The sequence below is a fragment of the Polaribacter ponticola genome, from assembly GCF_026191475.2.
Taxonomy (GTDB): Bacteria; Bacteroidota; Bacteroidia; order Flavobacteriales; family Flavobacteriaceae; genus Polaribacter; species Polaribacter ponticola.
Genome location: NZ_JAOSLC020000003.1, coordinates 1,919,563 through 1,944,608, shown reverse-complemented (window position 1 = coordinate 1,944,608; position 25,046 = coordinate 1,919,563). Strand labels below are relative to the sequence as shown.

Sequence of the window (25,046 nt, the reverse complement as noted above, 5' to 3'; positions counted from 1 at the left end):
ATTAAATAAGATGGCAAGTATTAAACCAGCTGAAGTATCAGCAATTTTAAAAGAACAATTAACAAACTTTGAAGCTCAAGCTTCATTAAGTGAAGTAGGTACAGTATTACAAGTAGGAGATGGTATTGCTCGTGTTTACGGATTGTCTAACGTACAATATGGTGAGTTAGTAGAATTCGAAAACGGATTAGAGGGTATCGTTTTAAACTTAGAAGAAGATAATGCAGGTGTTGTATTATTAGGTGCTTCTACTTCAATTAAAGAAGGTTCTACGGTAAAACGTACAGAACGTATTGCTTCTTTAAGAGCAGGTGAAGGAATTGTAGGAAGAGTTGTAGATACATTAGGAAGCCCAATTGATGGTAAAGGTCCTATTGAAGGAACTACTTACGAGATGCCTCTAGAGCGTAGAGCTCCTGGAGTTATCTATCGTGAGCCAGTAACAGAGCCATTACAAACTGGTATTAAATCTATTGATGCAATGATTCCTGTAGGTAGAGGTCAACGTGAGTTGATTATTGGAGACCGTCAAACAGGTAAATCTACAGTAGCTTTAGATACTATCTTAAACCAAAAAGAATTTTATGATGCTGGAGAACCAGTATATTGTATATATGTAGCTATCGGTCAGAAAGCTTCTACAGTTGCAGCTATTGCTAATATGTTAGAAGAAAGAGGAGCATTAGCTTATACAACAATTGTTGCTGCAAATGCATCAGATCCTGCAGCAATGCAAGTATATGCACCATTTGCTGGAGCTGCAATTGGAGAATATTTTAGAGATTCTGGTAGACCAGCTTTAATTATTTTTGATGATTTATCAAAACAAGCTGTAGCTTACCGTGAGATTTCTTTATTATTAAGAAGACCACCGGGACGTGAGGCATACCCTGGAGATGTATTTTACCTACACTCAAGATTATTAGAGCGTGCTGCAAAAGTTATTAATGATGATAAAATTGCTAGTGAAATGAACGATTTACCAGATTCTTTAAAAGGAATTGTAAAAGGTGGAGGTTCTTTAACTGCATTGCCAATTATTGAAACACAAGCAGGAGACGTATCAGCATATATTCCAACAAACGTAATTTCTATTACAGATGGACAAATTTTCTTAGATGGAGATTTATTTAATTCAGGTGTAAGACCAGCAATTAACGTAGGTATTTCTGTATCTCGTGTTGGAGGTAATGCACAAATTAAATCTATGAAAAAAGTATCTGGTACTTTAAAATTAGATCAAGCAGCATTTCGTGAATTAGAAGCATTTGCAAAGTTTGGATCTGATTTAGATGCAGCTACTATGAGTGTAATTTCTAAAGGACAACGTAATGTTGAAATTTTAAAGCAAGCTCAAAACGATCCATATTCTGTAGAAGATCAAATTGCAATTATTTATGCAGGTTCTAAAAACTTGTTAAAAGATGTTCCTGTTAATCAGGTTAAGAAATTCGAAAGAGATTATATCGATTATTTAAATGCAAAACATAGAGGTACTTTAGATACTTTAAAGTCTGGTAAATTAACAGATGAAGTTATTGCTTCTTTAACAGCAGCAGCTAAAGAAATCTCAAGTCATTTTGCAAAATAATTTAATTATAGCATTTTAACTATAATTACCAAATACTAAAGTAGATGGCAAACTTAAAAGAAATACGTAATAGAATCACCTCAATTGGTTCAACAATGCAGATTACATCTGCCATGAAAATGGTATCTGCTGCAAAGTTGAAAAAAGCTCAAGATGCTATTGTAGCAATGAGGCCTTATTCTTCTAAATTAACAGAGTTGTTGCAAAATTTAAGCGCAACTTTAGATAGTGAAGTTGGTGGAGCATATTCTACTCAAAGAGAAGTTTCTAAAGTTTTAATGGTTGTTATTACTTCTAATAGAGGTTTGTGTGGTGGTTTTAATTCTTCTATTACAAAAGAGGTTGTTAAAACTGTTAATGAAAAATATTCTGATGCTACTGTAGATTTATTTACAATTGGTAAAAAAGGAGGAGATGTTTTATCTAAATCATACAATTTAACCGATTCGAGAAACGATATTTTTGATGATTTAACTTTTGATAATGTTGCGGAAATTGCAGAAAAGTTAATGGAGTTATACGCAGATGGTAGTTATGATAAAATTGAGTTAGTGTATAACCAATTTAAAAATGCTGCTACTCAATTACCACAAGTAGAACAGTTCTTGCCAATTAAGCCAATTGAAGGTGGAGAAGCAATTACAAATTCCGATTATATATTTGAACCATCTAAAGAAGAAATAGTATTAGCATTAATACCGAAATCTTTAAAAACACAATTATATAAAGCTATTAGAGATAGTTTTGCGAGTGAACATGGAGCGCGTATGACAGCAATGCATAAAGCTACAGACAATGCTACAGACTTAAGAGATGAGTTATTATTAACTTACAATAAGGCTAGACAAGCTGCAATTACTAATGAGATTTTAGAAATTGTTGGTGGAGCAGAGGCTTTAAATAATTAATCGTAGTTTATTTAAAGTTAAATATTTTTAACTTTAAAAACTATGTTTACAACATACATTATATTAAAAAAGCGAACCAAATTGGTTCGCTTTTTTTATCTTGGCATAAAAATTGGAAAATACACCTAAAATCAGAATATGAAAACTTTTAAACTTTTATCAATATTTACTATTATTTTTAGTTTTTCTCAATGTGCAAGTTTACAATTAGAGAACAATCCTCCTTTTAAAGTAAGCACTGCTAGTTTTATCAATTGGTCTGGTGGGCAACAAGGAGTTAAAGGAATGAATGTAGAAATCCATTATAGTTCAAATAAAACAATTGAATTTGATAAAATTTATTTCGAGGACAAAGTTGCAAATTTAGAAGTAAAACCTTCTAGAAAAAATAAATTAGTGGTTGGTTTTTTTTCAGACAATAGTGAGTTCTTAGATACAGATAAAAAAGAATTTTTTAATTTAAGTAAAAAAGAAGCAATTATTAGTTATAAAGAAGATAACAAGCTTAAATATTATAAAATAAAAGAAGTAAAACAAGGTAAGCAAGTTTTTTACCCTTCAGCACCGAAACAATAAAAAATCAAATTATTAATCCATTCTTTTAGAGTGGATTTTTTTTGGCACACAATTTGAATTATCATAAGTATAACCATTAAAATGAAAGCTTATGAAAACTTTAAAATTACTTTTCACGATTATAATAACAGGAACATTACTTAGTTCTTGTACTACTATTTTCGAAGAATCTTTTGATGATTATGATTATCAGCCTTCATTAGAAGAAGTCGTTTCTGAATACGATTTATGGTATGTAGATTATCATAGAACTTCTGGTAACGGAGATATTCCATTTATGTCTAGAGCATTTACATTATCTTTTAACAATGGAATTTTATATGCTAATAATAATATAGCGGATATTGGAAGAACTGGTCGTGGTTTAGGAATTGATGTAGGAACCTATAATACCTTTAACGGTTTGTTAGAAACAGATCATGATCTTGATGGTGCCAATGATTTTGATATTACTATTATTTCTAATAACGAAATTAGACTATATAATTATAGACAAAATGTAAATTATTATTTAATTGGGTATGATGCAAATAACTTTGACTATGATAAACTTTTCTATGAGAATATAGAATACTTTTTGCAAGAGTATGATGCATGGAAAAAAACGGATGCTATAGGAGGTGTTGCTAATGCTTTTGATTATGAAAATTTTTTAGCATTTACACCCGATAATATAACAACATTTTATAGTTCCCAAGATGGTTTTGGCACAGATATTGATTCTATAGATTGGAGTTATATTGGAGGATATGAAGTGTTTGATGTAACAGGTTTTGAAGACTTAAAGATTTTAACACTTAATTATGATAACGGAGATATAGAAGAGTTTGAGTTGAGCGTTATTAATGACAGTAAAATTAATCTTTATCATATAAATTCTGAAACAACTTACGAATTTTCTGGAAGAGGATTTGTACAATATTTAAAAAGTGAAAAAATTGTTAAAACAACTAAAGATGTTGTAAGAAATAACAATAGAAAACGTACTAAAGTAAAAAGAGAGAAAAAGAACAGAAGAAATTTAAAATAAAGTTTGGTTAGTTGATTTTTGATTGGTTATTCTTAATAATCAATTGAAAAGGAAAACCACCCTGAGGAGGGTGGTTTTTTCTTGTTCATAATTTTTTAAAATTTTATATATAAATAACAATACCACACCGCTACTTTTCATAATTTTAAAAAGAATTAAATGATCTATAAAATTGATGAAAAAAACAGCATTTATTACAGGAGCAACTTCTGGAATTGGAAAAGCAACAGCAATATTATTTGCAAAAAATAATGTTAGACTAATTCTTTGTGGTAGAAGAAAAGAACGTCTACAAGATCTTCAAAAAGAATTAAATAAGCTTACTGAAGTAATTATTTTACAGTTTGACGTTAGAGACAAATATGATGTAGCCGATAAAATAGAAAACCTTCCAGAAAATTTTCAGCAAATAGATTATTTAATTAACAATGCAGGTAATGCTCATGGTTTATCAAGCATTCAAAATGGAGATATTGATGATTGGGATGCAATGCTAGATATTAACGTAAAAGGATTGTTATATGTTTCTAAAGCAATCATTCCAAAAATGATAGAAAGAAATAGTGGTTTTATTGTAAATATTGGCTCTATAGCCGCAAAAGATGTATATCCTAACGGAAATGTTTATTGCGCTTCTAAACATGCTGTAGACGCTTTAAACAAAAGTATGAGAATAGATTTGAATAAGTATAATATACGCGTTTCTGCAATTCATCCAGGAGCTGTAGAAACTGAGTTTTCAGATGTTCGTTTTAAAGGTGATACAGAAAAAGCAAAATCTGTTTATGCAGGTTATAAAGCGTTACAAGCAGAAGATATTGCAGATATTATTCACTTTGTAGTTACAAGACCATATCATGTAAATATCGAAGATTTAGTTGTGTACCCAACAGCACAAGCAACTCCAACAATTTTAAATAAAGAATAAGATGCCTAAATCAGAAATAATAATTGGTTGTATGTCTTGGGGAAAATGGGGAAAACAATTTTCTACCAAAGAACAAGTTGATATGATTCAGTTTTGTGTAGAAAATGGAAATTCTACTTTTGATCATGCAGATATTTATGGAGATTATTCTACAGAGGCAGAATTTGGAAAAGCGTTTGTAGAAAGTAAAATTGCTCGTGAAGAAATTAATTTAGTTTCAAAATGTGGTATCCAACTTGTTGGAGAAGCAAGAGATAATAAAGTAAAACATTATAATTACAGTAAAGAATATATTATTAAAAGTGTAGAACAGTCTTTAAAAAATTTAAAAACCGATTATTTAGATACTTTTTTACTACACAGACCAAGTCCGTTAATGCAACCCAATGAAATCGCAGAAGCGATATCAGAATTACAAAAAAGTGGGAAAATTAGAAATTTTGGAGTATCAAACTTTACACCTTCACAGGTGGATTTAATTGCTGATAAAATTCCTGTTTCTATAAATCAAATTGAATTCTCATTAACGCATCATATTGCAATGCAAAATGGTAGTTTAGATCAAATGCTTCAGAAAAGTATGCAACCCATGTGTTGGAGTCCTTTAGGAAGTGTTTTTAGACACGAAACTCCTCAGTCTTTGAGAATAAAAGAAGTCTTAAAAGTAGTATCAGAAAAATACAATGTTACAGAAGATGTTATTTTGTTAAGTTGGATTTTAAAGCATCCTGCAAAAATATCTCCAGTAATAGGAACCACAAATAAAGAACGCATTTTAAACGCGAATAAAGCAACCTCAATAGAATTAGAACTGCAAGATTGGTTTTTGCTATTAGAAGCTAGTATTGGAGAAGAAATGCCTTAAAAATAATAAACAAACGCTTACTTATAAAAAACCTGCTTTCATCATAATGATGAGAATATTTTTTATGATAAAAAGCAAAAATCATCTTTAAGTTCTAAAGAAGGAAAAGCAAAGTTTTTAAAACATGTTTGTGCATTTTCAAACTCAAACCCTGAAAACAACTATTATATTGTAATTGGTATTGAAGATGAAGAAAACAAAATAATTGGTGTCGATTTTTTTGACGATAGCAAGATTCAAAATTTGGTGAATGCGTACTTAAGCAATCCATCAAAAATTGAATATGAAAAATATGCTTTTCCAAGATTACAGCTAGCATTAATAGCCGTTTCCAATAAACTATTAAAACAAAGTTTTGCGATTGCAAAATCAGGCTGTCTTTATGATGAAACTCACGTTTGAGTCTTAAAAGTGAAATAAAAAAATAAAAATGATAATTTTAGCTTGTTAAATTGGAAATAAATCGATCAAATGAGATTTATTCTAATTCAACAATGCCAGAAAACTAATGCTTAAATTTAATGAAGAATTTATATGATTTTTAACTCAGTTCTTTGTTGTACCTAGTTTGTTTTAAAAATTCTATCAATTTAATTTTGAATTACGATTATTAATTATCTTTACTGTTTAATCATTTTTAAAGAATTGAAAATATAATTATAAACTTATAATGTATACTTTGATTTATGTCGAATAAAAATTCAAATTTAGCAAGTAATATTTGTAATTCTCGTAAAAAAATGGGACTGTCACAGGAAGCTTTAGCAGAAAAAGCAAATGTGTCATTAAGTACTATTCAACGTATAGAAAAAGGAACAGTAAAACCTCGTGCTTTTACTATAAAAGTTTTGGCAGAAACTTTAGGTTTTGATATTTCAGAGTTAATTTCTACACCAACTGATAATGAAAACTCTCAATTATCTTTTTCATCATTAAAGAAAATGAATTTATCTACTTTGTTTTTAGTATTCGTACCATTTATAAATCTTATTATTCCAATTGTTTTATGGAAAAAAAGCAAAAAGATTCAATCTAAAAATATTGTAGCTGGTAAAATTATAAGTTTTCAGTTGTTATGGAGTATTGTTGCTATTATTGGAATGGGAATTACACTTTTCATATCTAATATAATCATTGGAAAAGCAGGAGATGGGCTTTTTATTAGTATCCTTTTTTACTTACTAGCTGTATTGTTCAATGTTTTTATAATTGTTAAAACATCTTCTCAACTTAATAAAAAGAGCAAAAATGTGCTTTCTTTTGTGCCAAATTTATTCTAATTTTTTTGTTTACTAATTCAAGTGCTTTTTTATAAGTTACTGATTTACAACATGGTCATTTGTAATGAAGTATAAATGAAGTAAGAATGCTACAAGTCTGACACAACAAAACACCATTCTTCATTCTAATTTTGTGTTTTAATTTAAAACAAAAAAATGAAGTACATAGTTCAATTATTTTTATTTCTTATTATTTGTAGTGTTAATGCACAAAACATAGATGGATTTATTTCACAATATGCTAAAAACGGAAAAGAGTTAGGAATCCGTTCAAATTTTAATGGTATAATTCTAGTCGCAAAAGACAATGAAGTTATATTGAATAAGGCTTACGGATATGCAGACATAGAACTAAAAGATCGATTAACAACAAAATCAAAATTTTTAATAGGTTCTTTAACTAAACCCTTTGTAGCTCTTTTAGTACTTCAGCAGGTAGAAAAAGGAACGATTAAACTAAAGCAACCAATCACTGATTTTCTTCCATATATTAATAAAGAAAAAGGGATGCATTTAACCATACATAGCTTGCTTGCAAATATGTCGGGTTTACCACATTATGAAGGATTGAGAGATTATATAAAAAGTATGAAAAATTTTTCTGCTCAAAAATTTACACCAAAAGAATATGCGCAGTTGGTTGATAAAACAGGGCTGTCTGCAATACCAAATTCAAAATTTCAATATAGCAGTTTGGGTTATATTTTGTTAGGTGCTGTTTTAGAGGAAGTTACTGGATTGTCTTTTACAGAGTTGATTGAAAAGCACATTGCATTACCACTAGGTTTAAAGAACACAGGTTTTGGTAATAATACCTTTTTGAAAAATGAGGTTGTAAAAAATTATCGCTTTAGAAAAGGAACATATACCGAAAATATAAATAGAGATCAGAGTAACACTTATACTGCAGGAGGAATGCACAGTACAACTAGCGAATTATACTTGTGGTCACAAGCTCTTCGAGCAAACAAATTGTTAAATAAAAGCAATACTAAAAAACTATTCAAAGAAAACTTAAATGGTTATACCTATGGATGGCAGCGAAATGATACAGAGATTTTAAGATACATTCCGCAAGCACAATTTTACGGACATAGTGGAAGTGTAAATGGTTTTGCTAGTTACCTGTTTTTAGCAGACGATGGAACAACAATTATTGTATTATGTAATACTGCACCAATTCAACCCTATAAATTGGTGAGTGATATTTACAGAAAAGTACACAACGAAGATTTATCTAAAAATACACGAATAATTTTGCCAGGTTTTAAAAGTAAAGCACTTTTTATGAAAGAAGGTGGCTACAAAGGAATTACAGCATACCACAAAAGGTTAACTAAAAGTGCAGGATTTATGGTGTTTCCTTCTGGAAGTTATTTGCAAAGAGTACTTAGGATGCATTTAAAAGAGAAAATGGATCTAATTCCTTTAGAAAAAATATTCGTTAGGTTTATTAAGAAAAACCAAAATGCAGAAGACATGCTAAATAGAGTTGCTTACGAGTTTCTAAAAATTGATAAAGTGAAAGCCTTGCATTATTTTAAATTGAATACAAAATTATTTTCAGAATCTGCTAATACATGGGGTAGTTTGGGAGAGTTCTATGAAAAAGAAGGTAGTCTAAATAAAGCAAGAGAAGCATATATAAAAGCAGTTGCGGTAGCTAAGAATAATTTTCATACAGATTTATTATCATTTGAAGATCATTTAAAAAAAATGAATGACAAGATCATAAAAGAATAAACAGTATCAGCAATATTCGAATAGAAAATATAAATATGAAGAAATGTATATTAAAAAGTAGTCTAGTAATTATTGTAGCATTGTTAGTTTGGGGAGCATATATTGCTTTTAAACCAGAACCAAGAACTATTGGTGATTTAATGGAGAGTTATGAAGACCCAGGAATAAAAATTAAAATTAGAAGTCCGTTTAGTGGTTCAGTATTAGTTGCTAAAAAAGGGAAAATTATTTTTAAAGAAGCCTATGGAGAATCTGATAGAGTAAATAAAATTTCTAATACAATTGAGACTAAATATGGCATTGGTTCTGTAACTAAACAATTTACAGCAATGCTAATTATGCAATTGGTAGAAGAAAAAAGTATAAAGCTTCAAGATACTATTGGCAAATACCTTCCATACTTATCAAAAGAGAAAGCAAGTCAGATCACTATTCATCAGCTTTTGTCTCATACTTCTGGAATTTCGCATTATAATGGATTACAGCCTATTGGTGTTAGTTTAAAAGAGTTTGGAAACACCAATTACACACCAAAGGCTTTAGCAAAACTAATAGATAGAACTCGTTTAGTGAGCACTCCAGGAACTGAATATTATTATAGTAGTTTAGGGTATGATCTTTTGGGAGTTATTTTAGAAAAAGTTTCGGGTAAATCATTTGCAGAATTATTAAATGAAAAGATAGTAAATCCATTAAAGTTAAAAAATACTGGATTTGGGACTAATACATATGTTTCAAAAGAATTAGCTAAAGGTTATAGTTATAGGGAAGTTTATGGATGGAATTGGTGGGTTTCTGAACATGGAGGTAAAATAACTGAAGCTCCTTTTAGAGATCAATCTACTTCTTATGCGGCAGGAGGAATGCATTCTACAGTTAAAGATTTATTTATTTGGAGTGAAGCAGTAAAATCACATAAGTTATTATCCTCGGAATTAACAAGAGTAATGCTAACACCAAACAAACATGGTCATTGCTATGGTTGGGTAAGAAATTGGGATGATATCATAGAGAAAAACATAAAGGTAAGATTATATGGGCATGGAGGTGCTTTAGCAGGAAATAGTGCTTTTATTGCTATGTATGATGATGAGACAACAATTATTTATCTAGCCAATAGAAGTAATCTAAAAGCGGAAGAGATTTTGCATCAAATACATTTAAGGGCAAATAATTTGAAAGATGACTTTAAATTAAAAGGATATCCAAATAGAAGTTCGCACAAGAAATTTAGGGAAGCTGGAGGGATGAAAGCTTTACAAGATTACTTCAATAGACTTTCAGAATATAGTGGTTATAAGGTGAATCCATCAAATAGTACTATGCGAGGTGTAATGAAAATTCATTTGGAAGCAGGAAAAATTGAAGTTGCAGATAGTTTAAAAACAGTATTTTTTAGTAATTATAATCCAGATGAAAGAACACTTAATGAATTTGGATATGATTTTTTATATTCAGATATACCAAGTTACGCATTAGATTTTTTTAAAGAGAATACAATACGATTTCCAAAATCTTCAAATGCTTGGGATAGTTTAGGAGAAGCATATTTGACTTATAAAAAATACGAAAATGCCATAGTTTGCTATAAAAAAGCTGTAGAGTTAGGGGAACAAGTAAATCATAGGTCTTTAGAACTTTATAAAGAAAATCTTAAAAAAGTAAAGCAGTTATCTAACAAGTAATTACCTAAATTAGGAACAACTATAATGATAAGGTGAGTTTTAATTCATTTTATCAGAAGTTAAACGAAGTTAGCTGTTTTTTTGAGAAATTCGAGTATATTTCGTTGTTTATAATAACAAAAAAGCCAACTCAAATGAGTTGGCTTTTACAATATTTATAAATACTTAAACCTCTTAGAGGTCGAATTTTATACCTTGTGCTAAAGGCAATTCATCAGAATAATTAACCGTATTTGTTTGTCTTCTCATGTATACTTTCCAAGCATCAGAACCAGATTCTCTACCGCCACCAGTTTCTTTTTCACCACCAAAAGCACCACCAATTTCTGCACCAGAAGTACCAATATTTACGTTTGCAATTCCACAATCTGAACCAGCATAAGATAAAAATTTCTCTGCTTCTTTCATTTCATTTGTCATAATTGCAGAAGATAATCCTTGTGCAACACCATTTTGTTTTTCAATAGCATTTTCTACTTCTCCAGAATATTTCATTAAATATAAAATAGGTGCAAAAGTTTCGTGTTGTACTATTTCAAAGTGATTTTCAGCTTCAATAATTGCAGGCTTTACGTAACAACCAGATTCATATCCTTCACCTTCTAAAACGCCACCTTCAACCAATACATTTCCTCCTTCTGCTTTTGCTTTTTCAATAGCAGCTAAGTATGTATTTACAGCATCATGATCAATTAACGGACCTACGTGTTTTGTTTCATCTAACGGATTACCAATTTTAATTTGTCCGTAAGCGCCAACAATTGCATCTCTTACTTTATCATAAACAGATTCGTGTATAATTAATCTTCTAGTAGATGTACAACGTTGCCCACAAGTTCCAACAGCACCAAAAACAGCACCAGGAACAACAACTTTTAAATCTGCAGTTGGTGTAATAATAATTGCGTTATTTCCTCCTAATTCTAATAAAGATTTTCCAAAACGTTGTGCAACTGTTGCACCAACAATTCTTCCCATTCTTGTAGATCCAGTTGCAGAAACTAAAGGAATACGAGTATCCGTAGTCATCATTTCACCAACTTTATAATCTCCATTTATAATACAAGAAATACCTTCTGGTAAATTATTGTCTTTTAAAATTTCTGCAATAATATTTTGACAAGCAACTGAACATAAAGGTGCTTTTTCTGAAGCTTTCCAAACACAAACATCACCACAAATCCACGCTAAAGCTGTATTCCAAGCCCAAACTGCAACAGGAAAGTTAAATGCAGAAATAATACCAACAACTCCTATTGGATGCCATTGTTCACGCATTACATGACCTGGTCTTTCAGACGGAATTGTTTGTCCGTTTAATTGACGAGATAATCCTACTGCAAAATCGCAGATATCTATCATTTCTTGCACTTCACCTAAACCTTCTTGGTAACTTTTTCCCATTTCATAAGAAACAAGTTTACCAAGAGCTTCTTTTTCTCTTAATTTATTACCAAACTGACGAACAATTTCTCCTCTTTGAGGAGCAGGCATATTTCTAAAGGATAAAAATGCTTTTGTAGCAGCTTCCATCACTTTTTCATAATCTTCTCTAGTAGATGTAACAACTTTACCTATTAATTTTCCATCAACGGGAGAAAACGATTCAATAATTTCTCCGTTAGAAAAATTATTAGAACCTGTAGAAGTTCCGTTATTTATATCTTTTAAGCCTAATTCTGCCAAAGCTTCTTTTATTCCAAAATCTGTCATTTTTGCTGTCTAATTTTAGTAGTTTAAATTGAGGTTCGAAAATACGAATAATTTTACACATTAGTAAATTAAACAGAAACATTACTTTTTGTTTAAATTTAAACAAAAAAATCAACAAAAAAATACCCTTTTTATTTAAAAGGATATAAATGTAAACTGATATTGATTATCTAAATGTAAGAGAAAGAATAAGTATTTTGTAGTTTTATATTAAAACTACATTGAGTATGCTAACCATTCTTCTGGCAAAGGATCTAAGAAAAGTACTTTAATTTCCGATTTTATTTTTTTCTTAAGACCCAAACGAGATATTTTTTTAGCACACAATACTAAACTATTCATCATCGTATTAGACTCACTTTCTAAGTCAAAAAAGTCTACAAAAAATTTAGGCTTATTATCTTGATAAATAATCCATTGTGTTTCTTTTTTTCTTGGAATTTCTAACACTTCTGTTATTCCGCTTAATGTTCTATAAGTAGATAATTGAAAGTTCATTTTTTATGTTTTCTTTAAATTATGACACAAGAAATCAAAATTAGTTACATTTTCTTTATTTTAATGTTAATTTAATTATAAATTTCATAAAATAGAATTTCATAAAATCATAAAAAATATTTTTATAAAGTAATAGAAATTATTTAATTATATTAATATTTTAAAACAGGTGAGTTGTTATTACATTCTATAGAAATAGGAGGGTTTTGCATATCACAAGTTGATATTATTCCCCATTTTATATTATATTTTTTTCAGCTAGTGTGTATTCGTCAATTTTTTCCAAAAATAGCGAAGTATTAATTTCAGAAGAATATGCTATGTAACCTTGAGAATCACCACAAGCTTTTACACCATAAGCAGTAAGTTTCCAGCTATTAGCATCTAAACAAGATACACTTAAGGTTAATTCTTCAATTTCTGTAAATAAGGCAACCAAATTACTTAGATCCTTTTCTTGGCAGGTTAATTAGTCTGAAGTTTCGCAAGAATTTAAAACGAGTAGTAATGGAATCAGTAAGATGATAAAAACTCTCATATATTAACTATTTTTGTAAAATAATATGCAAGAAAATATTTTTAACATACAATCTGAAGAGCAATTTTCAAAAATTGCCATAGAAACTTTTAAATATCAATTTAAAAACAATAAAGTATACAGGTCTTTTTGCGATTTGTTATACATACATCCTTCAGATGTTTCTAAAGTTGAAGAAATTCCGTTTTTACCTATTCAGTTTTTTAAAAGTAAAAAAGTAGTTTCTTCTTTAGATGAAATACAAGAAATTTTTACAAGTTCAGGAACAACTGGTAGTATTACTAGTAAGCATTTTGTAACAGACATTGAGGTTTATAAAGAAAGTTATTTAAAAGGCTTTGCTCATTTTTATGGAAATATAGAAGAATATGTTGTTTTAGCTTTATTACCCAATTATTTAGAACGAAAAGGATCTTCATTAGTTTTTATGGTAGATGATTTAATAAGAAAATCTAACAATCTAGAAAGCGGATTCTATCTGGATAACTTAGAAGAATTAGCAAAAAAACTCATAGAATTAGATAAAAACGGACAAAAAACACTCTTAATTGGTGTTTCTTTTGCTTTGTTAGATTTGATAGAAATGAAACAATTCAGCCTAAAAAACACCATTATTATGGAAACTGGTGGAATGAAAGGAAGAAGAAAAGAATTAGTAAGAGAAGAATTACATGCTGTTTTACAAAACAGATTTGGAGTTAAAGAAATCCATTCAGAATACGGAATGACAGAATTATTAAGTCAAGGTTATTCGAAAGGAAACGGTGTTTTTGAAACACCACCTTGGATGAAAATTCTAACTAGAGATACAGAAGATGCATTAACTATAAATCCGATAGGAAAAAACGGTGGAATTAATGTAATTGATTTGGCTAATTATAATTCTTGTTCTTTTATTGCAACCCAAGATTTAGGAAAAGTACATAAAAATTGCACTTTTGAAATTATTGGCCGTTTTGATAATTCGGATATTAGAGGCTGTAATTTAATGGTTTTATAAAGAAATTCAAGTATTTCAAATTATCTTAGACTATTCGTTTTAATACTTTTCTTACAAAAACATAATGTGCTATTTAATTTATATATAAGTAGCTTTGAACCTTCTGTTTATTATACGGAAGGTTTATCAGTTTTAAAAAACAATTTATTTAAAAGATGAAAGAAAAATTAAAAATAGATATCGTTTCAGATGTTGTGTGTCCTTGGTGTACCATTGGTTACAAACGTTTAGAAAAAGCGATTACAGAACTTGGTATTCAGGATCAAGTAGAAATAGAATGGCAACCTTTTGAGTTAAATCCGAATATGCCAAAAGAAGGGCAAAATGTAAATGAACATATTACAGAAAAATATGGTTCTACCACAGAGCAACAAAACCAATCAAAAGAAATGATGACAGAAGCTGGCGCAGAATTAGGTTTTAAATTCGATTATTTTGATGAAATGAGAATTGTAAACACTTTTGAAGCACACATTTTATTAGAATACGCCAAAGACTTCGGAAAGCAAACTGAATTAAAAATGACGCTTACCAAAGCATTTTTTAGTGATCGTAAAGATGTTTCAGATAGAGATATTTTAAGAGAAGCTCTTTTAAATGTTGGTTTAAATGCAGATGAAGCTTTAGAAAAATTAGACAATGAAGCGGCTAAAAGTAAAGTAAGAACAATTGAGAATCAATGGAAAAATATGGGGGTAAATTCTGTGCCTACAATTGTTTTTAATAGAAAAAGTGCTGTTACAGGAGCACAACCTGTTACTACTTTTAAACAAGTATTAACAGAGCTCATAAAAGAACAACAAGTAGTTTAATTAAAAATATAGGCATTAATAAAATGGAGTTAAAGAATAAAAAAGCCATTATTACTGGCGGAAGTAGAGGTTTAGGTAAAGCAACTGCAATTGGGTTTGCAAAACTAGGAATAGATGTTGCTATTACAGGTAGAAACGAAGCTAAATTAAACGAAACAGTTTTAGAACTAAAAGCTTTAGGCGTAAATGCCTTTTATGAAGTTTTTGATGTTGGAAATTACGATGAGGTTAAAACCGGAATTAAAAATATAATTTCAAATTTAGGAACCGTAGATATTTTAGTAAATAATGCTGGTATTGCTGCTTTTGGTTCTTTAAATGATATGGAACCTTCACTTTGGGAAAACATTATTAAAACCAATGTTTTAGGAATGTATTATGTTACCAAAGAAGTGCTTCCTTATTTAATTGATAAAAATGAAGGTGATATTATTAATATTTCTTCAACAGCAGGTTTAAATGGTAATGCAACTACGTCTGCTTATTCTGCTTCAAAATTTGCAGTAATTGGTTTATCACAATCTTTAATGAAAGAGGTTCGTAAAAATAATATTAGAGTAAACACTTTAACACCAAGTACAATTGCCACAGATATGGCTTTAGATTTAGGAATTACAGATGGTAATACAGATACGGTTTTACAACCAGAAGATTTTGCAAAATTTATTATTGCTGGTTTGCAATTACCTAGAAGAGCAATGATGGCTGGTGGTTCTTTATGGTCTACGAATCCTTAAAAATTAGTTAAAATGTTATTTTTAGACTTGTAATTTGTATGTAATTAAAATATTCTTCGACCAAATAAAAAACAAGTTCGATGAAAAATTTATTGGTAATACTCTTTTTTACAATTTCTATAACTTTTAACGCTCAAGATTACAATACAAAAAAAGGTTTTGTTGCAGAAGGATATGATGTTGTTGCTTATTTTAATAATAAAGCAGTAGAAGGAAGCAAGAAATTTGTAGCTACTTATGATGGTGTAAAGTTTAAATTTTCTACTAAAGATAATTTAGAAACTTTTAAAAAATCACCTAAAAAATATGTGCCTGAATATGGCGGATTTTGTGCTTATGCAATTGGGGTAAAAGGGAAGAAAGTATCTATAGACCCAAAAACTTTTGAAATTAGAGACGAAAAATTATACTTGTTTTACAATTCTTGGGGTACAAACACGTTAGAGTTATGGCAAAAAGGAGGAGCTGATAAATTAAAGAAACAAGCAGATATTAATTGGAGTAAATTAAGAAGTACTACTTTACATTAAGATTGGGGGATTTTAATGTAAAAAGAAAAAGAGCTGAAATTTTCAGCTCTTTTTTAGTATTATATAACAAGTAAATTTTTGTTACTCAACTTTTAATAAGTAATAAGTTTTTTTACCACGTTGTAAAAGCACATATTTATTAGCAATTAAATCTTCTTTAGAAATTGTAAAATCTTCTTTAACCTTTTCTTTATTTACCGAAATTGCATTTTCTTTTAATGCTCTTCTAGCATCTCCGTTAGATTTTAAAAAGCTTGTTTTTGCAGCTAAAGCACCAATCATATCCAAACCTTCTTCAATATCTTTAATAGAAACGGTAGCTTGTGGTACACCATCAAAAACATCTAAAAATGTTTGCTCATCTAAAGATTTTAAATCTGAAGCTGTAGATTTTCCGAATAAAATACTAGAAGCTTTTAACGCATTTTCATACGCTTCTTTACCATGTGTTAAAGTAGTAACTTCTTCTCCTAATTTCTTTTGTAATAAACGTAAATGAGGATTTTCTGAATGTTCTGCAATTAAATTTTCAATGGTTTCTTTATCTAAAAACGTAAACTTTTTAATAAAATTTTCTGCATCTTCATCAGAAGAATTTAACCAATATTGATAAAATTTATAAGGCGATGTTCTATCTGCATTTAACCAAACATTACCACCTTCTGTTTTACCAAATTTTGTTCCATCGGCTTTAGTAACTAATGGCACCGTAATTGCGTATGCTTTTCCTTGTGCTTTTCTACGAATTAATTCTGTACCTGTAGTTATATTTCCCCATTGATCAGAACCACCCATTTGTAGTCTACAATTTTTTTCTTTGTATAAATGATAGAAATCATACCCTTGAAACAATTGATATGTAAATTCTGTAAAACTCATTCCAACTGAAGACTCAGAACTCAAACGTTTCTTAACAGAATCTTTTGCCATCATGTAATTTACAGTAATGTGTTTACCTGTATCTCTAACAAAATCGATTAAAGAAATATCTTTCATCCAATCGTAATTGTTAACCAATTCAGCTTTATTTTCTGCGGTAGCATCAAAATCTAAAAAACGTTCTAAATTTTCTCTAACTCCAGCTATATTTTTAGCTAATGTTGCTTCATCAAGTAAATTTCTTTCTGCAGATTTTCCTGAAGGATCACCAACCATACCCGTTGCTCCACCAATTAATGCAATAGGATTATGACCAGCATTTTGAAAGTGTTTTAAAATAAAAATTTGAACCAAACTACCAATATGTAGTGAATCTGCAGTAGGATCAAAGCCAATATAACCAGCTGTTTTGTTTTTTAGTAAATATTCTTCTGTATCTGGCATAATATCGTGTAATAATCCACGCCAGCGTAATTCTTCAACAAAGTTTGTCATTGTAATCAATTTATCAGTTGGCAAATATACCTTTATCAACCAAAATATACTAAATTCGTACTATGATTTTAGTTACTGGAGGCACAGGTTTAGTCGGTTCGCATTTATTGTATCATTTAAGTTTAGAAAATGATGTAATTAGAGCTGTTTATAGATCAGAATCATCTTTAGAAAGTGTAAAAAAAGTCTTTTCTTTTTATACTTCAAACACATCTTTATTTAATAAAATAGAATGGTTTAAGGCAGATATTACAGATGTTACTACCATGATTCCTGCTTTTATTAAAGTGAAGAAAGTATACCATTGTGCAGCGTTTATTTCTTTTGATCCTAAAGATTATAGAGAAATGCGAAAAGTTAATATTCATGGAACCGCAATTATTGTAAATCTTTGTGTAGATGCTAAAGTTGATAAATTGTGTTTTGTGAGTTCTATTGCTGCTGTTGGCGATTCTTTAAAGAACAACATTATTACAGAAGAAGATGAATGGAATAAAGAACTTGATAACAGTGGATATTCGATTACAAAATTTGGGGCAGAAATGGAAGTTTGGAGAGCAAGCCAAGAAGGAGTTGATGTAGTTATAGTAAACCCAGGTGTTATTTTTGGAAGTGGTTTTTGGAATTCAGGATCAGGAAAACTATTTACCCAAGTTTACAATGGTTTTAAATTTTTTACAGAAGGGATTACAGGTTTTGTATCTGTGCAAGATGTTGTAAAACCAATGATTTTATTGATGAATTCTAATGTGAAAAATGAACGTTTTATTTTAATATCAGAAAATAAAAGTTTCAAAGAAATTTTCTTTTTAATAGCAGATGCTTTTGGAAAAAATAGACCTTCAATAAAAATAAAACCTTGGCAAACTGCTATCTTTTGGCGTATTGCTAGTTTACTTTCTTTTATTACGAGAAAAGAACCTTTGTTAAGTAAATATTCTGCAAAATCTGCACATTCAATTTCTAAATATTCTTCAGAAAAAATTAAGAAAACTCTTAATTTTGAATTTGAAGGTATAGATAAATCTATAAAAAGAACAGCTATTAATTACTCTAAATTTTAGCTTTTTCTAAAGAGTCTTTTTTAGCTTTTATTAACCTTTCATTTAATAATTTATTTTTTTTAACGGAATCTCTATTTATTGAGTCTAATTTATTTTTTTCACGATCATAGAATTCTTTTTGTTTTTCTAAATTACCTTTAGCATCTTCAAAAACCTCTTGATAAACATCTATTTTAGACATATAATACAAGTTAGAAACTTGAAACCTTGTGCTATCAATTCTAAATCTATCAAAAACAAAAGGCATATAATTAATTTTCTTTTGTAAGTTTTTGTTTTTTACATATTTAGAAGAAGTTGCAATCATCATTTCTTGAATTAAAAGACTCATAGTATCTTTAGGAATTAGATCTTCTGGCTCTTTTAAAATAGTATTACTAGTACAAGAAATTAAGAAAGTTAAAAAAAGTAAAAAGCTTATTTTTTTCATATTAACGATTAAAAGTCAAACGTTTTCCTTTAATATTATCATTAAAAACACCATTATTATAAATTAAATTTCCATTTACGAACGTATGTGTAATTGTCGATGAAAAAGTAGAGCCTTCAAAAGGAGACCATCCACATTTGTATAAAATATTGTCTTTAGAAACTGTTTGAGATTTGTTAGTATCAATTAAAACCAAATCTGCATAATAACCTTCTTTTATAAAACCACGTTTTTCTATCTGAAATAATTTAGCAGGATTATGGCTCATTTTTTCTACTGCTTTTTCAATAGAAATTACACCTTCTTTTACTTTTTCTAAAATAGCAGTAACAGCATGTTGTACTAAAGGCCCACCACTTGGCGCTTTTGTATACACATTTGTTTTTTCTTCTAAAGTGTGAGGAGCATGATCTGTTGCTAAAACATCAATTCTATCATCTAACAAAGCTTCCCATAAACCTTGTCTATCTGCTTCTGTTTTTACTGCAGGATTCCATTTTATATGAGTTCCTTTTTCTGCATAGTCTTTATCAGAAAACCATAAATGATGAATACAAACTTCTGCAGTAATTTGTTTTTCTTCTAACGGAATGTCATTTCTAAATAATTCTGTTTCTTTTGCTGTAGATAAATGAAAGATGTGCAATCTTGCACCCGTTTTCTTAGCCAATTCAATTGCTTTAGAAGACGATAAATAACAAGCTTCTTCACTTCTAATAATTGGATGGTATTTTATCGGAATATCATCGCCATATTTTTCTTTAAATTCAGCTGTATTTTTTCTGATAGTTGCTTCATCTTCACAATGTACAGAAATAATCATTTTTGTTGATGAAAAAATCTTTTCTAAAACAGCTTCATTATCCACCAACATATTACCTGTAGAAGAACCTAAAAATAATTTTATACCCGCAACTTTTTTAGGATCTGTTTTTAATAATTCTTCTAAATTATCGTTTGTACCACCAAACATAAAAGAATAGTTTGCGTAAGAATCGTTTGCAGCAATATTAAATTTATCTTCCAATAAATCTTGTGTTGTAGCTTGTGGTACTGTGTTTGGCATTTCTATAAAAGTAGTAATTCCGCCAGCAACTGCAGCTCTACTTTCTGTAGCAATATTTGCTTTGTGTGTTAAACCAGGTTCTCTAAAATGTACTTGATCATCTATAAAACCAGGAATTAAAGTTTTGCCTTCTGCATCTATAATTTCAACATTTTCTGTTGCTTTTATTTTTGTAGCAATTTCTTTTATAATTTCGTTTTCAATAAGAACATCACCTAAAAAAGTAGTGTTTTCATTTACGATTTTTGCGTTTTTTATTAAAGTTGATTTTGTCATTTTATAATTTTTTAAAACTCGCCTAGGTTTTTTATTTTAACTAAAAATTGTTAATTTTTTAAATATCCATTCTCATGTTTACTAAACTTTTGGTAAATCCAAAACGTTCATAAGCCTTTACTGCTCCATCATTATTACTATAAACATCTAACCTTAGTTCTTTTAGATTTTTTTCTTTTGCCCAATCTTTTAAAGAATTTAAAATTAAAGTACTAATTCTTTTACCTCTAAAAGAAGGTTTTACAAACATAAAACCAATGTAACCATGTTGTGGGTTTTTATGATATTGCTTTGAGTTTTCTATTCTTAAATAACCAGAGGCTACAAGCTCGTTATTTGAAACAGCAACTAATAAATTAGCATTTTCAGAAACAATTAATTCTGGTATATTGTAATAAAATATTTTATCTTTACTTAGAAAAGGGTCTAAAGGTTTTTCTGCGATTATAACACCTTGTTCAAAATCTAATAGGGTTTTTATATCATCTAAATTAGCTTTTCTAATTAAAATAGATTCGTTCATAGTCTTATTTTGGTAATCCTTTTAAACGCATTTTTATTACTCCAAAAAGTGCTTCATAAACAATGTTTCCACTCATTTTAGAAGTCCCTAATGTTCTATCAGTAAAAATAACGGAAACTTCTTTTACTTTAAATTTATGTTTCCATGCTTTAAATTTCATTTCTATCTGAAATGCATAACCAACAAATTTAATTTTATCAATATTTATAGTTTCTAATACGTTTCTCTTCCAACAAACAAAACCAGCAGTAGTATCAAACATTGGAATTCTGGTAACTAAACGAACATATTTTGAAGCAAAATATGAGAGTAACAAACGTTTCATATCCCAATTAACTACATTAACTTTTTTGTTTACATACCTAGATCCTACAGAAAAATCTGCCTTTTCTATATGGCAAGCATTGTATAAACGAATTAAATCATTAGGATTGTGAGAGAAATCTGCATCCATTTCTATAATATAGTCGTACTTTTTTTCTATAGCCCATTTAAAACCATGAATGTAGGCAGTTCCTAGTCCGTTTTTACCTAATCTTTTTTCTAAAAAAGTTGGTTAGGGAATTCGTTAATTAAGGCGTTTACAATATTAGAAGTTCCATCGGGAGAATTATCATCTACAATTAAAATATGGAATACTTTTTTCTGATTGAATGTGGCTCTAATTATAGCTTCAATGTTTTCTTTTTCGTTATATGTTGGGATGATAACTAATGTATCTGACATTAATAGATAATTAAGTATGTAAGAAAACAAATATACATTATTTAATTACTAATTTTGTGTTAATCTTAATAATTGAAAATAACTTGCAAGCACTAGAAAAAATAGCCTATTCTAATAATTGGATTACTATCCTAACAATGATAATGTTTGTTGGTGTTGTATTGTTAAAAGCTATAGATTCTAAAAGACTAAAAAGAATTTTTTTAGCCTGTTTAATGTCAATTTGATTGAATCTGATTCTGATGAAAAAACCGGATTTTTAGATGTTTTCCAAATAGTTCTTTTTCTATTTACTTTATTAATTCTATCACTTATCGTTTTTAAATTTAATATTTATAAATTATCTCTTAGTGTAGAGCGTTTTTCCTTGTTTTTCTCTATTTTTTTAGTTTTATCTACATTTTTTTTGATTAAAAGAACTTTAGAGCACCTATTTTCTATACTTTTTTTGATTAAAAAGGAAATTGATTTTTTTATAAAATCTAAGTATAATTACCTGTATGTAATTTCATTTTTACTATATATAGCAATGATTTTGTGTGAATATGGAAATTTTAAACAAACTTTATTATTGAGTTTTTCTGCTTTTTTACTAGTACTTAGGTTCGTATTAGTAGTTGTAATAAACAAAAAGCTGATTTTTAGCAAGTTGTTTTATTTTATATTGTACTTTTGCGCCTTTGAAATAGCCCCGCTATTTATACTGTTTAAATTGATGTTTTAATTACAAAAAGAAAGCGTATGAAAGTGAAAACGATTTTAGTATCACAACCTGCACCAAAGACAGAAACGTCTCCTTACTTTGATTTGTCGGATAAGCAAAAAGTTAAAATAGATTTTAGATCTTTTATTCATGTAGAAGGTATTTCTGTAAAAGAAATAAGAGCTCAAAAGATAGATTTATCAAGTTTTTCTGCTATTATCTTAACAAGTAGAAATGCAGTAGATCATTTCTTTAGAGTTGCAGAAGAGATGCGTTTTAAAGTGCCAGATAGTATGAAGTACTTCTGCCAATCTGAAGCGGTTGCTTACTATTTGCAAAAATATGTGGTGTATAGAAAACGTAAAATTTATGTTGGTAATAGAACTTTTCCAGACTTAGTTAAGCTAATTAAGAAACATAAAACTGAGAATTTTTTATTACCATCTTCAGATAAATTAAAGCCATTAATTCCAGATGAGTTAGATAAACTAGGTGTAAAATGGACAAGGTTAGATCTTTATAGAACTGTTGTAAGCGATTTGTCTGATTTAGAAGATGTGTTTTATGATGTTTTAGTTTTCTTTAGTCCTTCAGGAATTGAGTCATTGTTACATAATTTCCCAGATTTTAAACAAAATGATACTCGTATTGCTGCATTTGGTAACTCTACTGTAAAAGCTGTTACAGAAGCTGGTTTTAAGTGCGATATTATGGCGCCAGCACCAGAAACTCCGTCTATGACTATGGCGTTAGAAAAATATATTAAAGTAGTAAATAAGAAATAATAATCTTATTTTTTTATAAAATTGATAAAAACCAAGCATTTATGTTTGGTTTTTTTGGTTTAAAAGTGTGTTGGTCTTAAAAAATATTTTAAATAAGTTTTTTAGCTAGTTAAAAAAACTCTTGTTTTTATTTACAAACAGTTTTGCTCCAACATATAAAAAGAATTAGTTTTAGGTAGTAATACTTTTTTAGGTCAAGAAATTCTAAGCAAACAAAGTAGCAAAAGCTTCTTCAATTTTACCAACTAAAACCAACCTTATTCCATGATTTTTAGAGGAGATTTTATTGTATTTTGAGGTTACAATAGTTTTATAACCCAATTTTTCTGCTTCTAAAATACGTTGATCTATTTTAGAAACAGGTCTTATTTCTCCTGCTAAACCAACTTCTGCAGCAAAACAAACATTAGGATTGATAGCTATATCTTGGTTAGAAGATAAAATGGCAGCAACAACCGCTAAATCAATTGCAGGATCATCTACATTTATACCGCCTGTAATATTTAAAAAAACGTCTTTTGCACCTAATTTAAAGCCAGCTCTCTTTTCTAGAACAGCTAAAATCATATTTAATCTTTTTAAGTTATAACCAGTTGTAGAGCGTTGTGGAGTTCCGTAAACTGCAGTTGAAACTAAGGCTTGTATTTCTATCATTAAAGGTCTTATACCTTCTAAAGTAGATGCAATTGCGGTTCCACTTAAGTCGGAATCTTTTTTAGAAATTAAAATTTCTGACGGATTTGAAATTTCTCTTAACCCATTAGACAACATTTCATAAATTCCTAATTCTGATGTAGAACCAAATCTGTTTTTTTGACTTCTTAAAATTCTATAGGTATGATTTCTGTCTCCTTCAAACTGCAAAACAACATCTACCATATGTTCTAAAATTTTTGGTCCAGCAATGTTTCCTTCTTTGTTAATATGACCTATTAATAAAACAGGAGTTGCAGTTTCTTTGGCAAATTTTATCAATTCTGCAGAGGTTTCTCGTATTTGCGAAATGCTTCCAGGAGAAGCTTCTATTGAGCTTGTGTGTAAAGTTTGTATAGAATCTATAACTAAAACTTCTGGTTTCGTTTCTTCAATGTTTTTAAAGATTTGTTGTGTGCTTGTTTCCGTAAGAATTAAACAATTAGAGTTATTAGCTTCTAACCTTTCTGCTCTCATTTTTATTTGAGATTGACTTTCTTCACCAGAAACATACAGCACTTTCTGACTGATATTTAAAGCAACTTGCAATAATAAAGTAGATTTACCAATACCGGGTTCTCCACCTAAAAGAGTTACAGAACCTTTTACTAAGCCACCACCTAAAACGGTGTCTAATTCGTTGTTATTAGTAACAACTCTTTCTTCTGGATTTAGTTGAATATCTGCAATTTTTAGTGGTTTATTTATGGTTTGTTTTGCAGTTGTAGATTGTTTCCAAACTCTTTTTTCTTCTTTTTGAATAACTTCTTCTACAATGGTATTCCATTCTTTACAAGCGCCACATTGCCCAACCCATTTTGCATGTTGAGTTCCACAATTCTGACAGAAAAAAGTTGTTTTGGTTTTAGCCATTTGAATACATTGTTTAAAAGAGTAAAGTTACAAAGTAAAGTTGATATTAGAACTTGAAATAGTATTAGTAATTTTACCAAAACTAGCAAGTAATTTTGT

General features: G+C 29.2%; 24 protein-coding genes and 2 pseudogenes. 17 read left to right on the top strand and 9 right to left on the bottom strand.

Features of this window, described 5'->3' with window-relative positions; all coding sequences use genetic code 11:
- Positions 1–10: 10 nt before the first annotated feature.
- From atpA to N5A56_RS13905, 10 genes and pseudogenes are all read left to right on the top strand, one after another.
- Positions 11–1,591 (top strand): F0F1 ATP synthase subunit alpha, encoded by a 1,581-nt coding sequence (gene atpA, locus N5A56_RS13950; protein ID WP_265725998.1) that lies wholly within the window; start codon positions 11–13, stop codon positions 1,589–1,591.
- Positions 1,592–1,635: 44 nt separating this feature from the next.
- Positions 1,636–2,499, top strand: a complete 864-nt coding sequence (atpG, locus tag N5A56_RS13945; protein ID WP_265725997.1) for an ATP synthase F1 subunit gamma — start codon at positions 1,636–1,638, stop codon at positions 2,497–2,499.
- A gap of 138 nt (positions 2,500–2,637) precedes the next feature.
- A complete protein-coding gene (locus tag N5A56_RS13940; RefSeq protein WP_265725996.1) occupies positions 2,638–3,075 on the top strand; it encodes a hypothetical protein in 438 nt (145 codons plus the stop codon).
- A 91-nt stretch (positions 3,076–3,166) separates the two neighbouring features.
- Entirely contained in the window at positions 3,167–4,105 is a 939-nt protein-coding gene (locus tag N5A56_RS13935) for a hypothetical protein (protein WP_265725995.1), read from the top strand.
- A gap of 175 nt (positions 4,106–4,280) precedes the next feature.
- Positions 4,281–5,033 (top strand): SDR family NAD(P)-dependent oxidoreductase, encoded by a 753-nt coding sequence (locus tag N5A56_RS13930; protein ID WP_265725994.1) that lies wholly within the window; start codon positions 4,281–4,283, stop codon positions 5,031–5,033.
- A gap of 1 nt (position 5,034) precedes the next feature.
- The gene (locus tag N5A56_RS13925; protein ID WP_265725993.1) at positions 5,035–5,898 is read left to right on the top strand and encodes an aldo/keto reductase; all 864 of its coding nucleotides are present in this window, start codon (positions 5,035–5,037) and stop codon (positions 5,896–5,898) included.
- A 2-nt stretch (positions 5,899–5,900) separates the two neighbouring features.
- Positions 5,901–6,207, top strand: a pseudogene (locus N5A56_RS13920) (RNA-binding domain-containing protein); the annotation flags it as partial.
- A 431-nt stretch (positions 6,208–6,638) separates the two neighbouring features.
- Entirely contained in the window at positions 6,639–7,178 is a 540-nt protein-coding gene (locus tag N5A56_RS13915) for a helix-turn-helix domain-containing protein (RefSeq protein WP_265725992.1), read from the top strand.
- 156 nt (positions 7,179–7,334) lie between these two features.
- Positions 7,335–8,921 carry a serine hydrolase domain-containing protein gene (locus N5A56_RS13910; protein WP_265725991.1) on the top strand — a complete coding sequence of 529 codons (1,587 nt, stop codon included), beginning with the start codon at positions 7,335–7,337 and terminating at the stop codon, positions 8,919–8,921.
- A 35-nt stretch (positions 8,922–8,956) separates the two neighbouring features.
- Complete coding sequence (locus N5A56_RS13905; protein ID WP_265725990.1) at positions 8,957–10,606, top strand: serine hydrolase; 1,650 nt, start codon at positions 8,957–8,959, stop codon at positions 10,604–10,606.
- A 174-nt stretch (positions 10,607–10,780) separates the two neighbouring features.
- Here the strand turns inward: N5A56_RS13905 and amaB are convergent, their stop codons facing one another.
- The 3 genes from amaB to N5A56_RS13890 all read right to left on the bottom strand — a co-directional run bounded on the left by amaB (position 10,781) and on the right by N5A56_RS13890 (position 13,256).
- The gene (gene amaB, locus N5A56_RS13900; protein ID WP_265725989.1) at positions 10,781–12,319 is read right to left on the bottom strand and encodes an L-piperidine-6-carboxylate dehydrogenase; all 1,539 of its coding nucleotides are present in this window, start codon (positions 12,317–12,319) and stop codon (positions 10,781–10,783) included.
- Positions 12,320–12,535: 216 nt separating this feature from the next.
- Positions 12,536–12,817, bottom strand: a complete 282-nt coding sequence (locus N5A56_RS13895) for a hypothetical protein (protein ID WP_274270489.1) — start codon at positions 12,815–12,817, stop codon at positions 12,536–12,538.
- Positions 12,818–13,055: 238 nt separating this feature from the next.
- Positions 13,056–13,256: a hypothetical protein gene (locus tag N5A56_RS13890; RefSeq protein WP_265725987.1), complete on the bottom strand. Its 201-nt coding sequence runs from the start codon at positions 13,254–13,256 to the stop codon at positions 13,056–13,058.
- A 124-nt stretch (positions 13,257–13,380) separates the two neighbouring features.
- Between N5A56_RS13890 and N5A56_RS13885 the strand changes: the two genes are divergently transcribed.
- From N5A56_RS13885 to N5A56_RS13870, 4 genes are all read left to right on the top strand, one after another.
- Positions 13,381–14,355 carry a LuxE/PaaK family acyltransferase gene (locus N5A56_RS13885; protein ID WP_265725986.1) on the top strand — a complete coding sequence of 325 codons (975 nt, stop codon included), beginning with the start codon at positions 13,381–13,383 and terminating at the stop codon, positions 14,353–14,355.
- Between the two features lie 155 nt (positions 14,356–14,510).
- Complete coding sequence (locus N5A56_RS13880; RefSeq protein ID WP_265725985.1) at positions 14,511–15,167, top strand: DsbA family oxidoreductase; 657 nt, start codon at positions 14,511–14,513, stop codon at positions 15,165–15,167.
- Positions 15,168–15,190: 23 nt separating this feature from the next.
- Entirely contained in the window at positions 15,191–15,904 is a 714-nt protein-coding gene (locus N5A56_RS13875; protein WP_265725984.1) for a 3-ketoacyl-ACP reductase, read from the top strand.
- A gap of 80 nt (positions 15,905–15,984) precedes the next feature.
- Entirely contained in the window at positions 15,985–16,434 is a 450-nt protein-coding gene (locus N5A56_RS13870; RefSeq protein WP_265725983.1) for a YHS domain-containing (seleno)protein, read from the top strand.
- Positions 16,435–16,515: 81 nt separating this feature from the next.
- Here N5A56_RS13870 and tyrS read toward each other — a convergent pair whose 3' ends face one another.
- Entirely contained in the window at positions 16,516–17,808 is a 1,293-nt protein-coding gene (tyrS, locus tag N5A56_RS13865; protein WP_265725982.1) for a tyrosine--tRNA ligase, read from the bottom strand.
- A 62-nt stretch (positions 17,809–17,870) separates the two neighbouring features.
- Here tyrS and N5A56_RS13860 point away from each other — a divergent pair, with 62 nt between their 5' ends.
- Positions 17,871–18,872 carry an NAD-dependent epimerase/dehydratase family protein gene (locus N5A56_RS13860; protein ID WP_265725981.1) on the top strand — a complete coding sequence of 334 codons (1,002 nt, stop codon included), beginning with the start codon at positions 17,871–17,873 and terminating at the stop codon, positions 18,870–18,872.
- Here N5A56_RS13860 and N5A56_RS13855 read toward each other — a convergent pair.
- From N5A56_RS13855 to N5A56_RS13840, 4 genes and pseudogenes are all read right to left on the bottom strand, one after another.
- Positions 18,862–19,302 (bottom strand): DUF4296 domain-containing protein, encoded by a 441-nt coding sequence (locus tag N5A56_RS13855; RefSeq protein ID WP_265725980.1) that lies wholly within the window; start codon positions 19,300–19,302, stop codon positions 18,862–18,864. The two genes, N5A56_RS13860 and N5A56_RS13855, sit on opposite strands and share 11 nt — an antisense overlap.
- A gap of 1 nt (position 19,303) precedes the next feature.
- Positions 19,304–20,644 (bottom strand): dihydroorotase, encoded by a 1,341-nt coding sequence (locus N5A56_RS13850; protein ID WP_265725979.1) that lies wholly within the window; start codon positions 20,642–20,644, stop codon positions 19,304–19,306.
- A 58-nt stretch (positions 20,645–20,702) separates the two neighbouring features.
- Positions 20,703–21,167: a GNAT family N-acetyltransferase gene (locus N5A56_RS13845; protein WP_265725978.1), complete on the bottom strand. Its 465-nt coding sequence runs from the start codon at positions 21,165–21,167 to the stop codon at positions 20,703–20,705.
- 4 nt (positions 21,168–21,171) lie between these two features.
- Positions 21,172–21,893 (bottom strand): annotated as a pseudogene (locus N5A56_RS13840) (polyprenol monophosphomannose synthase).
- 223 nt (positions 21,894–22,116) lie between these two features.
- On the opposite strand from N5A56_RS13840, the gene N5A56_RS13835 reads away from it, so the two are divergent.
- On the top strand, positions 22,117–22,617 hold the full coding sequence (locus tag N5A56_RS13835) for a DUF4271 domain-containing protein (RefSeq protein ID WP_265725976.1): 501 nt from the start codon (positions 22,117–22,119) through the stop codon (positions 22,615–22,617).
- 17 nt (positions 22,618–22,634) lie between these two features.
- Positions 22,635–23,381 (top strand): uroporphyrinogen-III synthase, encoded by a 747-nt coding sequence (locus N5A56_RS13830; protein ID WP_265725975.1) that lies wholly within the window; start codon positions 22,635–22,637, stop codon positions 23,379–23,381.
- Between the two features lie 204 nt (positions 23,382–23,585).
- Here N5A56_RS13830 and radA read toward each other — a convergent pair whose 3' ends face one another.
- Complete coding sequence (gene radA, locus N5A56_RS13825; RefSeq protein ID WP_274270488.1) at positions 23,586–24,947, bottom strand: DNA repair protein RadA; 1,362 nt, start codon at positions 24,945–24,947, stop codon at positions 23,586–23,588.
- Positions 24,948–25,046 lie beyond the last annotated feature (99 nt).

Coding starts and splice junctions, on each gene's coding strand:
- N5A56_RS13885 (WP_265725986.1), top strand. CDS start 13,381: ATGCAAGAAAATATTTTTAACATACAATCTGAAGAGCAATTTTCAAAA.
- N5A56_RS13855 (WP_265725980.1), bottom strand. CDS start 19,302: ATGAAAAAAATAAGCTTTTTACTTTTTTTAACTTTCTTAATTTCTTGT.
- atpA (WP_265725998.1), top strand. CDS start 11: ATGGCAAGTATTAAACCAGCTGAAGTATCAGCAATTTTAAAAGAACAA.
- N5A56_RS13940 (WP_265725996.1), top strand. CDS start 2,638: ATGAAAACTTTTAAACTTTTATCAATATTTACTATTATTTTTAGTTTT.
- amaB (WP_265725989.1), bottom strand. CDS start 12,319: ATGACAGATTTTGGAATAAAAGAAGCTTTGGCAGAATTAGGCTTAAAA.
- N5A56_RS13910 (WP_265725991.1), top strand. CDS start 7,335: ATGAAGTACATAGTTCAATTATTTTTATTTCTTATTATTTGTAGTGTT.
- N5A56_RS13935 (WP_265725995.1), top strand. CDS start 3,167: ATGAAAACTTTAAAATTACTTTTCACGATTATAATAACAGGAACATTA.
- N5A56_RS13850 (WP_265725979.1), bottom strand. CDS start 20,644: ATGACAAAATCAACTTTAATAAAAAACGCAAAAATCGTAAATGAAAAC.
- tyrS (WP_265725982.1), bottom strand. CDS start 17,808: ATGACAAACTTTGTTGAAGAATTACGCTGGCGTGGATTATTACACGAT.
- N5A56_RS13905 (WP_265725990.1), top strand. CDS start 8,957: ATGAAGAAATGTATATTAAAAAGTAGTCTAGTAATTATTGTAGCATTG.
- radA (WP_274270488.1), bottom strand. CDS start 24,947: ATGGCTAAAACCAAAACAACTTTTTTCTGTCAGAATTGTGGAACTCAA.
- N5A56_RS13830 (WP_265725975.1), top strand. CDS start 22,635: ATGAAAGTGAAAACGATTTTAGTATCACAACCTGCACCAAAGACAGAA.
- N5A56_RS13895 (WP_274270489.1), bottom strand. CDS start 12,817: ATGAACTTTCAATTATCTACTTATAGAACATTAAGCGGAATAACAGAA.
- N5A56_RS13875 (WP_265725984.1), top strand. CDS start 15,191: ATGGAGTTAAAGAATAAAAAAGCCATTATTACTGGCGGAAGTAGAGGT.
- N5A56_RS13870 (WP_265725983.1), top strand. CDS start 15,985: ATGAAAAATTTATTGGTAATACTCTTTTTTACAATTTCTATAACTTTT.
- N5A56_RS13915 (WP_265725992.1), top strand. CDS start 6,639: ATGGGACTGTCACAGGAAGCTTTAGCAGAAAAAGCAAATGTGTCATTA.
- N5A56_RS13880 (WP_265725985.1), top strand. CDS start 14,511: ATGAAAGAAAAATTAAAAATAGATATCGTTTCAGATGTTGTGTGTCCT.
- N5A56_RS13930 (WP_265725994.1), top strand. CDS start 4,281: ATGAAAAAAACAGCATTTATTACAGGAGCAACTTCTGGAATTGGAAAA.
- N5A56_RS13860 (WP_265725981.1), top strand. CDS start 17,871: ATGATTTTAGTTACTGGAGGCACAGGTTTAGTCGGTTCGCATTTATTG.
- N5A56_RS13845 (WP_265725978.1), bottom strand. CDS start 21,167: ATGAACGAATCTATTTTAATTAGAAAAGCTAATTTAGATGATATAAAA.
- atpG (WP_265725997.1), top strand. CDS start 1,636: ATGGCAAACTTAAAAGAAATACGTAATAGAATCACCTCAATTGGTTCA.
- N5A56_RS13925 (WP_265725993.1), top strand. CDS start 5,035: ATGCCTAAATCAGAAATAATAATTGGTTGTATGTCTTGGGGAAAATGG.